This window comes from Corynebacterium poyangense (assembly GCF_014522205.1).
Lineage (GTDB): Bacteria > Actinomycetota > Actinomycetes > Mycobacteriales > Mycobacteriaceae > Corynebacterium > Corynebacterium poyangense.
In genome coordinates, this window is the sequence record NZ_CP046884.1 from 1,778,749 (window position 1) to 1,792,059 (window position 13,311).

The window sequence follows — 13,311 nt, forward strand, 5'->3', positions numbered from 1 at the left end:
GCTATTCACTCTCCATCGAAGAATCATCACGCTGGGCTGCACTAGGAAACGCCGCAGCACCGGAAGGTTTTGGCTGATACTCCACTCCACGTTCCGCTAAGTCTTCATACCAATCAGCCAAAATCTCATTCTGAAGAGCAAACATTTCTCGTTCTTCGGTTGGGGTGGCGTGGTCATAACCCAATAGGTGAAGGCATCCGTGAACTGTTAAGAGGGCAAGCTCATGCCCCAGGTCATGGCCAGCGGCTTTCGCCTGATTCAGCGCAAAAGCCGGGCAAAGCACAATATCACCCAGCATCGCAGGACCAAGATCCGGAGAATCAGGCCGACCACCCGAGCTAAACCCGGGGCTGAGCTCATCCATCGGGAAGCTCATCACATCGGTCGGCCCTTCGAGGTCTAACCACCGCAGGTGTAAATCAGCGATGGTTTCCAGGTCAACGATATGGATGCTAGCTTCAGCATCAGGATGGACGTCGAGCCGATGAAGAGCATAACTCAACACATCCACCAGCATTTCCTCGTTGACGCTGGCTTCACCGGATTCATTAAAAACCTCAATACTCATCTTCAGGCGTGCTCTCTTCCTGCAGCTAGCTCGCGCTCTGCTTCGTGACGGTCATGCTGGTCATAGGCATCAATAATGCGGCTTACCAGGTTGTGACGGACTACGTCTTCACTGCCTAATTCAGCAAAGTAAATCCCTTCAACTGAGCCCAAGATGCGACGTGCCACTCGCAGTCCAGATAACTGACCACGCGGAAGATCTACCTGAGTGATGTCGCCGGTGACCACCATTGTGGAGCCAAAACCCAAACGCGTTAAAAACATCTTCATCTGCGCGGGAGTAGTATTTTGGGCTTCATCAAGAATCACAAAAGCATCATTCAGGGTGCGCCCGCGCATATACGCTAAGGGTGCTACCTCGATAATCCCTGACTCCATGAGCCGAGGGATAACTTCTGGTTCCACCATGTCCCGCAAAGCGTCATGGAGCGGACGCAGATAGGGGTCAATCTTCTCATTAAGACTCCCCGGTAAAAACCCCAGTTTCTCACCGGCTTCTACAGCAGGGCGAGTCAGAATAATCCGAGACACTTCCTTCGCTTTTAAGGCCTGCACAGCCTTTGCCATAGCCAAATAGGTTTTCCCGGTGCCAGCGGGGCCCACCCCAAACACGATGGTGTAGTCATCAATCGCCGATACATAGTCTTTTTGGCCAGCGCTTTTAGGGCGAATGATTTTGCCTCTCCGGGCAATAATCTCTTCTCCCAAGGTTTCTTGCACTGATTTCGGTTTTTCGCTGGCCACCAAATTCAAGGTGCTCCGCACGGTATCTGGGCTCAAAACGTGCCGGCGCTGAGCAAGACCAGCCAATTCTTTCAGTGCCCGAACAGCATGAGCCACCTGGGCGCTTGGCCCACGCACAACTACTTGATTACCTCGGGCTCGACAATCGACTCCGGTGAACTCAGCGATGATCTTCAGGTGAGCATCATGGACGCCAGCTACCTCGGGTGCGGTGTCCTCCCCGACATCCACCATCCGGGTCACCACATCCATCCGCCGTCGCGGGGAACGCTGCTGTTTAGTGTCAGTCACGAAGCTAACGCGCCTGCTTTCCAACTCGGTAGTACTTGTTGCGGGTCACTTTACCAGCGCTGACTGCGAGATCCGATGGCAGCAAGAGCAACCATTCCTGCGCTGGCAGTTCTTAAGACCTCCGGGCCTAGTCGGACCGTCTTTGCCCCGGCGTCCTGAAGTTGTTCCTGTTCTCGTGGGCTGATTCCACCTTCCGGCCCGATAATGATGATCACCTCATCGAGATCAAAATCTTCATCAATGAGTCGGGAGTCAGCCTCTCCATCCAGCAAAAAGGCTTGACCACCTTGATCTTGTATCTGCCGAATCAGCTGCACCAAATCCGATGTGTCACATGGCTCGGTTACGGTGGGGATGATCCGGCGTCGAGCCTGCTTTGCCGCCGCTTTTGCTGCTTGCTGCCATTTTTCAAGGGAACGCTCGATTTTTTTCGCTCCCACCCATTTCGCCACACAGTGCTCGGCTTGCCACGGAATAATCACATCTGCACCGGCTTGGGTAGATAAATCTACTGCTAGTTCTGCTCGCTCCGATTTAGGGATGGCGTGCACCACCCTAACCTGTGGCCGTGGTGGGCGTACCTCGCCTTGGCGCTGAACCTGGAGCAACGCTTGATCCTTAGCAAGGATACGTTCGACGCATACTTCTGCCCAGATTCCTTGTCCAGAAATAACCAGCAGTTCCTCACCAGGCTGAACGCGTTTGACAGTCACCGCGTGGCGCCCCTCTGCCCCGCGCAGAGTCAGGGAGTGAGGTTGGCTCAGCTGCTCAGCTAGATCCTCAATCACGTAGGTCGCACGGGTCATCGCCGGAATTTATTCCTCAACCGCGAAAAGAGGGACTCTTCCCCATCATCAAGGCTATTAACTCCGGTTGCTTCCCGTCGGTGCTCCCTCACCTGTGTCAACAGCTCCCGAGATTTTTGATCCAAATCTCTCGGAACAACAACATCGATGGTGGCGATCATGTCCCCTCGCTCCCCGGTCCGAACATGCGGCATACCGGCTTCAGGCAAGCGAATATGCTCTGCGGGTTGGGTACCCGGATCAATGGTTAAGGTAATACTTTCTCCCCCTAACCCATCGAGTTCAACATCGGTGCCTAATGCAGCATCCACCATCGGAACGCGAACCGTCATGTGCAGATCATCACCATCGCGGCTAAACACCGGATGCTGTTGAATAGCAACCTCCACATAGAGATCTCCGGCAGGGCCTCCACCTTGGCCCACCTCGCCTTGTCCAGCCATTCGAATCCGCATTCCATCACGGATCCCGGCTGGAATATTGCAGACCAGATTTCGACGTCGCTTCACCCTGCCAGCACCTCCGCAATGGGTGCACGGGTCCGGGATAATTTCCCCGTAACCTTGGCATTTAGGACACGGGCGGGTGGTCATCACGTTGCCGAGGAAGGAGCGCTGCATTTCCCGAATTTCGCCGGTGCCGCCGCACTGGTCACAGGTAACTGGTTTCGAGCGGGACTCAGAACCGGTGCCGGCGCAATGCTCACATAACACTGCGGTGTCTACGATGATGTCTTTGCGCACGCCTCGAAAAGCGTCTTCCAGCGTGATGCTTTCGCGCAGCAAGGCGTCGTTTCCGGGCTGCACGCGCGAACGCGGACCACGAGAACCTCCGGTTTGCTCCCCGAAGAAGGCTTCGAATATATCGCCTAAACCGCCGCCGAAGCCTCCGAAGCCGCCGGCGCCACCTGGCGCTCCGCGACCGCCGTGGTCCAGGGGGTCTCCCCCCATATCGACGATTCTCCGTTTTTCCGGGTCAGTTAACACCTCATGTGCCTCGGTGGCTTCCCGGAACTTTGCTGCTGCCTCTTCGGAGGGGTTGACGTCTGGATGGTATTTACGCGCCAACCTCCGGTAGGCCTTCTTAATCTCTTGGTCGGTAGCAGATTTTTCTACCCCAAGAATCCCGTAATAGTCACGCGCCACGGTGTGCCTAAACTTCCTTCCTCGCATTCACAACAATGATGCGCCTTAAGACAATCGTCGAGACAGTTTACCGGCCAGCGTGGTGCCAGTGGTAACTACTCCCCAGCAAGTACTTGGCTTACATATCTGGCAACAGCAGACACCTTGGCAATTGTTCCCGTGTAGTCCATAAAAGTGGGGCCTACTACCCCCATTCCGCCTAATGCGGCATCGCCTGCACCATAGGCAGTGGTCACCACCGACGCCCCATGAAGACGCTCAGTTTTGTTTTCCTCCCCGATAAGGACGGTAACATCTCCTGGATCACGAACATTAGCGAGCAGTTTCAAGACCACGACTTGTTCCTCTAGAGCCTGAATCACCATGGGCAATCCGGAGGGCAAATTTCGTGCGCCGCGAGTGAGATTAGAAGCGCCCGCCAAAATGATCCGATCACTAGGCTGTTCCACCAGGGTCTCAATGAGCACTGTGCAGGCGGAAATAAGCGCAGTCCGTAATTCTTCCGGAGCGTTGTTTACCACATCCGCCAAGGAACTTGAAGCATCATTGAGAGATTTACCCACCAAGGCTGAATTCAACATATCGCGGACTCGATGCACCTCTTCGGTGTCAAGCGGTGCATCAAGCTCGACGTTGCGCTGATCCACCCGACCAGTGTCGGTAATCAGCACTAGTAATAATCGCACCGGGGAGAGAGAAACCACCTCACAGTGTTTCACCCGAGACACAGTGAGCGTAGGTAGCTGCACAATAGCTGCCTGACGAGTTAGTTGACTCAGCAATTGCACGCTTCGTCGTAGGACGTCTTCTAAATCCACCCCGTCGTTGAGGAATGTCATGATGGCATGACGTTCGGCTCTACTCAGCGGCTTAATATCGTGCAGGTCATCAACAAAGCGTCGATACCCTTTCTCGGTGGGAACCCGCCCCGAGGAAGCATGTTCCTGAACAATGTAGCCCTCAGATTCCAGGACCGTCATGTCATTGCGGATAGTAGCCGAGGACACCGGTAAGTGGTGCCTTTCTAGGAGGGCTTTAGAACCCACAGGTTCCTGAGAAGCAATATAGTCAGCAACGATTGCTCGCAAGACTTCCTGACGCCGGCGGGCAGTTTCTCCAGCCATAGTCTCAGAGCACCTCCTGAACGCTTACTGCTTCTACCATTATCTAGTCTAAGCCACCTTATAGATCAAACTTGTTCTTCCTCAGCTAAAAGTAAATCCCTTATTATTCCATCTGCTAAAAGTCTGCCGGCTTCGCTTACCCTTATTCGCCGCTCAGATACCTCAATGAGGCCTTGTTGAGACAACTCCTCCACAAGTGGCGATGCCGCTGGGGAGAGCGCGTCTCGAGGTATTCCGCGACGCAACCGCAACCCCAACATAATTTTTTCCATATGCTGTTCTTCCGCAGTTAACGTCTCATTCATGGCAATGGGTAAACAACCGGCGCTCAGTTCTCTGGCATAGCGCGCGGGGTGCTTGACATTGGCAAAACGACGCTTTCCGAGATGAGAATGCGCACCAGGTCCTGCACCCCACCAGTGACCGTCAGTCCAGTAAATGAGATTATGGCGGCATTCTCCCCCGGGAAGCGCCCAGTTCGACACCTCATACCATTCCAAACCTGCCGAGCTCAGTAGTGTGTCAATTATCTGATAGCGCTCTGCTAAGACATCAGGATCCGGTTCCGGCAGTTCCCCGGAACGGATTTTCCGGGCCATAGCCGTACCATCTTCAATAATGAGTGAGTACGCAGAAATATGGTCCACTCCTGTGCCCAGGGCGTAAGAAAGAGTGCGTTCAAGATCCTGATCAGTTTCTCCTGGGGTGCCATAAATGACATCCAAATTAAGGTGAGAAAATCCGGCGGCTTTTGCTTCTCGGGCGGCGGCTAAGGCCCGGCCCGGGGTGTGCTGACGCTGGAGCACACGCAAGACGTGAGGTGCAGTCGATTGCATTCCGAGGGAGAGCCGGGTAAAGCCGGCGGCGAGGAGTTTCTCAAAAAATTCCGGTGACGTTGACTCCGGGTTGGATTCGGTGGTGATTTCCGCGCCGGGGGTAATGCCGAAGGTCCGCTCGATAACGCAAATAATTCTTGCTAAAGCCTCCGCACCAAGCAGAGAAGGTGTTCCTCCGCCGATGAAAATAGTGTCGGCGGGTTGTGTTTCAGGCATCGCCGCAGCCAACTCAAGTTCTTGTTCCAAGGCCTCCAAGTAGCTGTGTGGGCTGGCAGAGCTGCCGAGTTCACCGGGGGTGTAGGTGTTGAAGTCACAATAACCACAGCGGCTGGCGCAAAAAGGAACATGAATGTAGACGCCGAATCCGGGGTCAGTAGGTTGGGGCGTCACCATATTTTAAGAAGCATAGTTGCCGCCAGAAACTTTGGCGCCTTGTTGCCGTCGGGCATTAATCTTATCCACCACCGCGGCTATTCGAGCCCGCTCATGAAGAAACTCCGGGGGATGATGTCCCCTCATTGTCCGAGTGTATCCGGGGTGAGCTTCAGCCACCGTGGTTAACCAGGCACACGCTACCGCACGAACCTCTCGCTCTATGCGACGGTACAACCGGGGCAAATCAACCGCTCCCAGATCCTCAATTCCATAGGCGGTTTGATCCAAGCAAAACTCAACGTACTGCTGCACTGTGGACACAGCCGTGGAGGTGCGAGCCTCTAAAGTGGAAGCCAAATCATGGACACTCAACGGGGAGCTGCGCAAAGGGAAACGATCTTCCAGCTCAGCCGCGTGGAAAAATTCGGGAGCAGAAACGTGAGGGCGATAATCACGAACTGACAGCACGCCGCGTTTTCGTCCGGAAGTAAGCGCTCGACGCAACCCCGCCAATTCAACAGAATATAACCGGGAATCTCGAATAGCGTCAGAGCTGATTTCTTCTAGCTCAGCTAAACAATCTGCCACTAACTCGGCGTCCCAATCATGGAGCGCCTCGCTGAGGTTTTCCAGGTAACCAGCTACTTCATCGCCAATATCGTAGAGTTCTTGGGTGAGTTCCCGGTGTCGGAGCTCAGCAGCGATGGTCGGCATCTAAGGCTACTCCTTCCGATTCTCCCGGGAAACCCATACTAGGTAACCTCAACCAATGATTGAGACTTTTCGGTGACAACTGGTGACACTACGCGAAAACCGGCGCCATACCGCACTATGACGCCGGAGTGTCGTTAAAAAGAAACTCACCTATTTCTCAGCCTGGTCTTTTAGCGACCATAAATGTGGTCAATAGCGTCTTTATAGCGACGCACCACCACGTTTCGTTTGATCTTCATCGTGGGAGTAATCTCATTTTCCTCTTCGGTGAGATCGCGATCCAAGATATAGAATTTCTTAATCGCCTCCGCGTGTGAAACTGTCTGGTTAGCGCTATTGATAGCGTCTTGAATCTCAGCCCGCAATGTTGGATCAGTAGCCAAGTCCTTGATTCCACGATTCGTCGGGATATGGCGGTCCAGTTTCCACCTCGTTAGGGCATCTTCTTCGAGGGTGACAAGCACCCCGATGAAGGGTTTACCGTCTCCGACAACCATGGCCTGGCTAATCAGCGGATGTGCACGCAGAATATCTTCCAACGGTCCAGGAGAAACATTCTTCCCCCCAGCAGTAACGATGAGGTCTTTTTTACGCCCCGTAATCACCAGGTGCCCGGAGTCCAACAATTCACCCAGATCACCGGTGTTATACCATCCGTCGGCGTCAAAAGCAGCTTCACTTTCTTCCTGATTGCGCCAGTATCCGCGGAACATGGCATCACCGCGAAGAAGTATTTCCCCTTCATCGTTAATCCGCACCGAATAACCGGGGGTGGGAGTGCCGACCGAACCGATAACTTGGTTTTCGAAATCCACACATGCCGCAGCGCAGGATTCCGTTAAGCCATAGCCTTCATAGATGGGGATACCCAGTCCGCGGAAGAAGTGCATAATCTCATGGCTCATTGAGGATCCACCGGTGATGCAATACCGCACCGCACCCCCAGTGACTTCGCGGATCTTGCCATAGACAATCTTGTCATACAGGGCGTGGCGAGCCTTAAGAAGGCGAGACGGACCTTCGTCAGTATCTAATGCCATGGAATACTCGATAGCCGTTTTTTCTGCTCGCTGGAACGCCACCGCGTTCACCGGCCCCCCTTCCATAGCCTTCGCTGCCGCCCCATTGCGAACCTTTTCAAAGACGCGCGGAACTCCTAAGATCAGGTGCGGTCGGAAACGCTGGAACTGTTCCACCAACATGGACGTATCTGACCAGTGGGATTGAGTGCACCCCCCGATTGTGGTGGCAAGAGAAACTGCGCGCGCTAAAACGTGAGCAAGCGGCAAGAAGGTCAGCACCCGCGTGCCGGGGACAGCTATGGCCCCAATAGGGTGAGTAAGCAGAGCCCGAATTTGACTCAGCCAATTTCGATGGGTTAGCTCACACCCTTTGGGTCGTCCCGTGGTGCCGGAGGTGTACACCAAACTGGCCAGATCATCGGTTTTCGTCGCTGTGATTCGAGCCTCTACTTCACTATCGGCAATAGGCCGGCCTTCAAATTTTAAGGTGTGAAGAGCGGAAGAATTGATTTCTACAATCCGGCGAAGCTGTGAATCAGAACCTTGTAAAGCCGGCTTGCCGTTCTCCTCTAATACCAGATGCCGCATTAGTGCCGTGTGTTCCTGGGTTTCAGTCACGGCAAAAACAGCCTGGGAGTTCTCGATAATCCACTCCATCTGACTCATCGAGGACGATGGGTATATAGGTACTACCACTCCACCTGCAGCCCAAATAGCAAAATCAAGGACCGACCACTCGTAACGGGTAGCGGAGCACAGCGCGACCCGATCTCCTTGTTGAATCCCAGCGGCAATAAAGCCCTTCGCAACGTCATATACCTCTCGGACAAATTCATCCGCGGTGACATTAACCCACTCATAATTTTTAGGACGAGTGAATAAAATGCCATAAGGCCTGGCCCTGGCCGAATCTAACATGGCAGTCAGCGGGGTTTCACCTTCGCGGATTTCAAAGGTGGCGGGAGTGCTATTTTCCTGCACGGTAGGGATCTCCTGGACTATAACGAAAAGGTTTCGCCTGCCTACGGTACACGTCTTAGTGTATATTTCACTACAAAATATTTTGACGTCCGTGGATTTTCTTCCTTAAAAGGTGGAGGCAGCTGCACATCATCTCAGCTGCAATGGCACAATTGGTGACCGTGACGCACCAGGAACTTCTTCAGGAACTGTCCTCTGCTTACGGTATTGCCACGGAATACTGGTCCAATACCGGTGACAAGGTTCACGCTCCGGCAGAGACCCTAGGCCTATTACTTCAGGCCATGGGGGTCAATGTGGGTGACCTCTCCGAACCTGCCCTCCGCCAAGCCCTTCAAGATCAGCGCAATCACCAGGCCTCTCGCCCACTCCCCCCGTGTGTGGTGAGCATAGAAGGCCACACCCCTGAAATCATTGTCCATGTTCCCGACGGTGCCCCAGCCGAGGTGGAAATCCGTCTCGAAGACGGGTCTACTCGTCATGCTCATCAGGGTGAAAATTGGAACCCTCCAGTCCAAGTCGGTGACATCACCTGGGGAGAAGCTAGTTTTTATCTTCCCGATGACCTGCCGCTAGGCTGGCATGAATTAATCCTTCACTCGGAAGCACCGGCAGACGGAGCACGATGCAGTCTCATCATCACTCCAGAGTCACTAGAGGTGTCAAAGGAGCGACGCACCGGGGTCATGGCCCAACTTTACTCAACGCGTTCACGCACCTCCTGGGGAATAGGGGACTTCCATGATCTTGGCCTACTAGCGGAAACCGTGGCGGATTTTGCTGACTTTATCCTGATTAACCCGATGCATGCCGGAGAGCCTTTCCCTCCGATAGAGGATTCTCCCTATCTGCCCACGACGCGCCGTTTCATCAACCCCATTTATCTTCATGTCGAAGATCTTCCGGAATACCAGGCTGCTGATGACGAGCTGAAAGCTGAAATTCAGCAGTTAGCTCAACCCTTAAAAGACACCAACACCTCAGCGGAGGTTATTCACCGCAACCCTATTTTTGAAATCAAACTCCAGGTGTTAAGGGAACTCTATGCCCAACCACGAAGCGATGATCGCCAACGCGCCTATGCGGAGTTCTGTCAACACGAAGGCCAAGGTTTAGTTGACTTCGCTCACTGGTGTGCACAAGAAGAACTCACGCGCCTTGATTATTCAGGCCAACACGCAAGAACACCCGATAGCTCAGACGTCGCGGATTTTTATATGTGGCTGCAATTCCTCTGCGATGAACAATGGGAGGCTGCCCAACAACGCGCACTAGCAGCAGGAATGAGCATTGGCATCATGGCAGATTTAGCCGTGGGAGTTCATCCCGGCGGAGCCGATGCCCATAATTTAGCGGATGTTCTCGCCCCACAGGCTTCCGTGGGTGCTCCCCCAGACCCGTATAACACCCGTGGGCAGGATTGGTCCCAACCACCGTGGAATCCAATTCGTTTGGCAGAAGATGGCTATCGACCCTGGCGAGATCTCCTACGCTCCGCTTTGCACCATGCTGGAGGCTTGAGAATTGACCATATTTTAGGGCTTTTCCGGTTGTTCTGGATGCCGCGGATGCAACCCCCGGCGCGAGGCACCTATGTTCACTATGACTATGAGGCTTTGGTGGGCATTTTAGCGCTGGAGGCGCACCGAGCCCAGGCGGTAGTGGTGGGTGAAGATCTGGGCACTTTTGAACCATGGGTTCAAGATGTTCTGTCTGCCCGGGGGATTTTAGGAACCTCCGTGTTGTGGTTTGAGTCTGAAGGAGACCAACCCAAACCGGCTGAGCATTATCGACAATTATGTCTAGCATCGGTGACCACCCATGATATGCCGCCTTGCGCTGGACAATTGAATGGAAGCCATATTGCCCTTCGAGAGCGCCTAGGGTTATTGGATGACGATGCTGCCACTGAGGATGCCGCTGAATGCGCCTGGCAAAATAAGATCCTGGATACCGCGGCAGCCGCCGGTTGTTTCCACGACACCGCCTTAGAGGGAGTTACTTTTCAGGGGCAGGCCCGCGATGACCGTGGAAGCATTGAGGATCAGCTTATTGGGTTGCACCGTTTCATCTCTCAGAGCCCAGCACTGCTTACCTGCACCTCGTTGGTGGACTTAGTAGGCGATGTGCGCTCTCAAAATCAGCCTGGCACAACCCGCGAGGACTATCCCAACTGGTGTGTTCCCTTATGTGATGGCTCTGGCACTCCAGTTCTTATTGAGGAACTCCTTAAGCTCCCCATGGTTTCGCACGTTGCCGAAGCAGCACGCCGATAAAAGAAGGTGGCAGTCTTAGATAAGAGAAATCAACCAGGCCACGACCACCACAATTAATAGGATCATCAGCACCTGGGTTACCCGTGATTGCGGGTAGCGCCGTTTGCCTTTGGGAAGCTGGCGGTCTTGTTTACGAAGCTGCTCCGGATTAGCCATGGGGACTATGCTACCCCTCCCCTCGCGGAGGAAATTTAGTGTTTCCGGCGGACGAAGAAGAAATCAATTATGCGCAGCAGCCCGACGCCGACTCCTGCACATACCGCCAAAGCGCTGAGCACGACTAGGGGGGCTTGAAGCCACAGCGGTAAATCAACCAAGAATTGCCCAATGCTATCCATCGTGTTTTAGCTTTCTGACCTGGTCGAAGTTCCCACGAGCCCTCGGCGTCGGAGCAAGGGGTTTAAGTCGCGTTCCCTGCCCCGCAGCTGGATAAAGGATTCGCTAAAGTCCCGGGTGGCTCCTCTCGACAACACAAGATCCCGGAATTTTTCTCCAGCTTTCCGGGCAGCATCATCCTGAGCATCCGCCCCCGCAGCGGAGACCTCCTTAAACCAGTCAAAGCCATCGGCGTCGAGCACTTCTGCCCACAGATAAGAGTAATAGCCAGCTGAATAACCACCAGCAAAAATATGGGTGAAATAGGGGGAACGATAGCGCGGTAATACCTCGCTTAACCCGGCTTGAGCTAGCACGTTTGCTTCAAACTCGGCCACGCCTTCAGCGGTGGGGTCTATAGCGGCTGCTTGCTCTGGAGACAAAGAATGCCAGGCGAAGTCTAGAAGCGCTGCACCTAGATATTCTGATGTCGCGAAACCTTGGCCCCACTCCTGGGCGTTCTTTACCGCCTGAACTAGGTGTTCGGGAATCACGTCCCCCGTGCGATAGTGCTTGGCATAATGCGGCAGGATCGACGGATCAAAAGCCCAATTCTCATTAATCTGGGAAGGGAATTCCACGTAGTCGCGAGGCACACTGGTTCCGGAGAAGCTGGGGTAGCGAACTTTGGATAACAGACCGTGGAGGGCATGACCAAATTCGTGGAATAGTGTTGTGACTTCGTCCACGCTGAGGAGGGGATTATTGTCTTCGGTTTGGTTGAGCCCCATCACGTTGACGATCACGGGTTTAGTTCCCAGTAACTCAGACTGTTCTACGAAACTGCTCATCCACGCCCCGCCTCGTTTGGAAGGGCGGGCGAAGTAGTCACCCAAGAAAAGACCAATCCCGGTGCCGTCGGCGTCGAGAACTTCCCACACCTCTACCCCTTCGGCGTAGCCGGGAAGATCTGGGCGAGGTTTGAGTTCTATTCCATATAGCCGATGAGCGGCGCGGAAAACCCCATCATAAAGCACTTGCTGAAGAGGAAAGTATTCACGTAATTCTGCGGTATCGAGTTGATAGTCACGCTGCTTGACTACGTTCGAAAAATACGGACGATCCGCGGCTGAGATTTTCTCTACTCCGGCTGCTTCGGCAATCAGCTTATCTTCTGCCGCTGCATTAGCCGCGGCGGTGGGAGCGAGGTCATAGAGTAAATCCCGCACCTTGTCTACCGTTGCGGTTTCTTCCTCAATAACATATTCAGCATGGCTGCTATAGCCTAAAAGTCGAGCTCGCTCAGCTCGTAGCTGAACCATCTCCACCGCTAAAGCAGGATTTTGTTCCGCTCCCCGCCGTGCCGCAGCCTGGTGCACGATCTGCCGCATATCAGCATCATCTAGCTGCGCTAGAGAAGACTGCACAGTAGGCAGTTCCAGCGGAATAACCCATCCGTCTTTCCCGCTTTTCTGGGCATAGTCACGGGCAGCTTCCTTATCTGCCGCACTAAATCCAGCTAACTTCTCTTCCTCCGTTACCTGCACAGCAAATTTTTGTGTGTCAGCCAGCACATTACGACCAAAGTTTTCGCTCAGGGTAGAGAGTCGTTGGTTAATTCTGCGCAAGCGCTCTTGAGCGTTCTCGTCCAGATCTGCCCCAGCCCGTCGGAATTGGCGAAGATAGAAATCATAGAGCCGCTGGGATTCTTCATCTTTGGGGGCCTGGCATTGCTTTACCCGCTGATATAACTGGCTATTTTGATAAATCTCGTCCACATGTGCCGCGAGCTTAGGGCTTATGTCTTCAGCAATAGCGTCGGTATTCTCATCCGAATCTGTTCCTTGGAGGTTGAAAAACACCGCACTTACTCGGTGCAGATCACGGCCGCTACGCTCTAGCGCCTCCACGGTATTTTCCCAGGTTGGTTCGGGTTGGGCCAGGATGTCAGCAATTTCTTCACGATGGCGACGGAAAGCTTCCGCAAATGCACTGCGAAAATGATCCGTACAGATGCAACGGAAATCAGGAAACTGATAGTCCATGCCGGAAGGCTTTAATAAGGGGTTGTTCTCCACGTTTGCTGTCATGATTGTTGATCGTAGCGTTAGGCTG

General features: G+C 53.7%; 12 protein-coding genes. 1 reads left to right on the forward strand and 11 read right to left on the reverse strand.

What is annotated here, in order from left to right; genetic code table 11:
• Position 1: 1 nt before the first annotated feature.
• The 8 genes from ybeY to GP475_RS08375 all read right to left on the reverse strand — a co-directional run bounded on the left by ybeY (position 2) and on the right by GP475_RS08375 (position 8,542).
• On the reverse strand, positions 2 to 568 hold the full coding sequence (gene ybeY, locus GP475_RS08340; protein ID WP_187973954.1) for an rRNA maturation RNase YbeY: 567 nt from the start codon (positions 566 to 568) through the stop codon (positions 2 to 4).
• A gap of 2 nt (positions 569 to 570) precedes the next feature.
• The gene (locus tag GP475_RS08345; RefSeq protein ID WP_187975870.1) at positions 571 to 1,563 is read right to left on the reverse strand and encodes a PhoH family protein; all 993 of its coding nucleotides are present in this window, start codon (positions 1,561 to 1,563) and stop codon (positions 571 to 573) included.
• 89 nt (positions 1,564 to 1,652) lie between these two features.
• A complete protein-coding gene (locus tag GP475_RS08350) occupies positions 1,653 to 2,408 on the reverse strand; it encodes a 16S rRNA (uracil(1498)-N(3))-methyltransferase (protein WP_187973955.1) in 756 nt (251 codons plus the stop codon).
• The gene (gene dnaJ / locus GP475_RS08355; RefSeq protein WP_187973956.1) at positions 2,405 to 3,553 is read right to left on the reverse strand and encodes a molecular chaperone DnaJ; all 1,149 of its coding nucleotides are present in this window, start codon (positions 3,551 to 3,553) and stop codon (positions 2,405 to 2,407) included. The genes GP475_RS08350 and dnaJ overlap by 4 nt, the downstream gene beginning before the upstream one ends.
• A 95-nt stretch (positions 3,554 to 3,648) precedes the next feature.
• On the reverse strand, positions 3,649 to 4,677 hold the full coding sequence (gene hrcA / locus GP475_RS08360) for a heat-inducible transcriptional repressor HrcA (RefSeq protein ID WP_187973957.1): 1,029 nt from the start codon (positions 4,675 to 4,677) through the stop codon (positions 3,649 to 3,651).
• A gap of 65 nt (positions 4,678 to 4,742) precedes the next feature.
• Positions 4,743 to 5,906, reverse strand: a complete 1,164-nt coding sequence (gene hemW / locus GP475_RS08365; protein WP_187973958.1) for a radical SAM family heme chaperone HemW — start codon at positions 5,904 to 5,906, stop codon at positions 4,743 to 4,745.
• 3 nt (positions 5,907 to 5,909) lie between these two features.
• The gene (locus tag GP475_RS08370; protein WP_187973959.1) at positions 5,910 to 6,602 is read right to left on the reverse strand and encodes a hypothetical protein; all 693 of its coding nucleotides are present in this window, start codon (positions 6,600 to 6,602) and stop codon (positions 5,910 to 5,912) included.
• A gap of 170 nt (positions 6,603 to 6,772) precedes the next feature.
• Positions 6,773 to 8,542, reverse strand: a complete 1,770-nt coding sequence (locus GP475_RS08375) for an AMP-dependent synthetase/ligase (protein ID WP_187975871.1) — start codon at positions 8,540 to 8,542, stop codon at positions 6,773 to 6,775.
• Positions 8,543 to 8,766: 224 nt separating this feature from the next.
• On the opposite strand from GP475_RS08375, the gene malQ reads away from it, so the two are divergent.
• Positions 8,767 to 10,881 (forward strand): 4-alpha-glucanotransferase, encoded by a 2,115-nt coding sequence (gene malQ, locus GP475_RS08380; RefSeq protein ID WP_187973960.1) that lies wholly within the window; start codon positions 8,767 to 8,769, stop codon positions 10,879 to 10,881.
• Positions 10,882 to 10,896: 15 nt separating this feature from the next.
• Here the strand turns inward: malQ and GP475_RS08385 are convergent, their stop codons facing one another.
• From GP475_RS08385 to GP475_RS08395, 3 genes are read right to left on the reverse strand one after another with little or no spacing between them, the layout of a single operon-like run.
• Positions 10,897 to 11,037: a hypothetical protein gene (locus GP475_RS08385; RefSeq protein ID WP_187973961.1), complete on the reverse strand. Its 141-nt coding sequence runs from the start codon at positions 11,035 to 11,037 to the stop codon at positions 10,897 to 10,899.
• Positions 11,038 to 11,072: 35 nt separating this feature from the next.
• Positions 11,073 to 11,219, reverse strand: a complete 147-nt coding sequence (locus GP475_RS08390) for a hypothetical protein (RefSeq protein ID WP_187973962.1) — start codon at positions 11,217 to 11,219, stop codon at positions 11,073 to 11,075.
• Between the two features lie 6 nt (positions 11,220 to 11,225).
• Positions 11,226 to 13,286, reverse strand: coding sequence for a M3 family metallopeptidase (locus GP475_RS08395; protein ID WP_187973963.1), 2,061 nt, complete (start codon positions 13,284 to 13,286; stop codon positions 11,226 to 11,228).
• Positions 13,287 to 13,311: the final 25 nt, after the last annotated feature.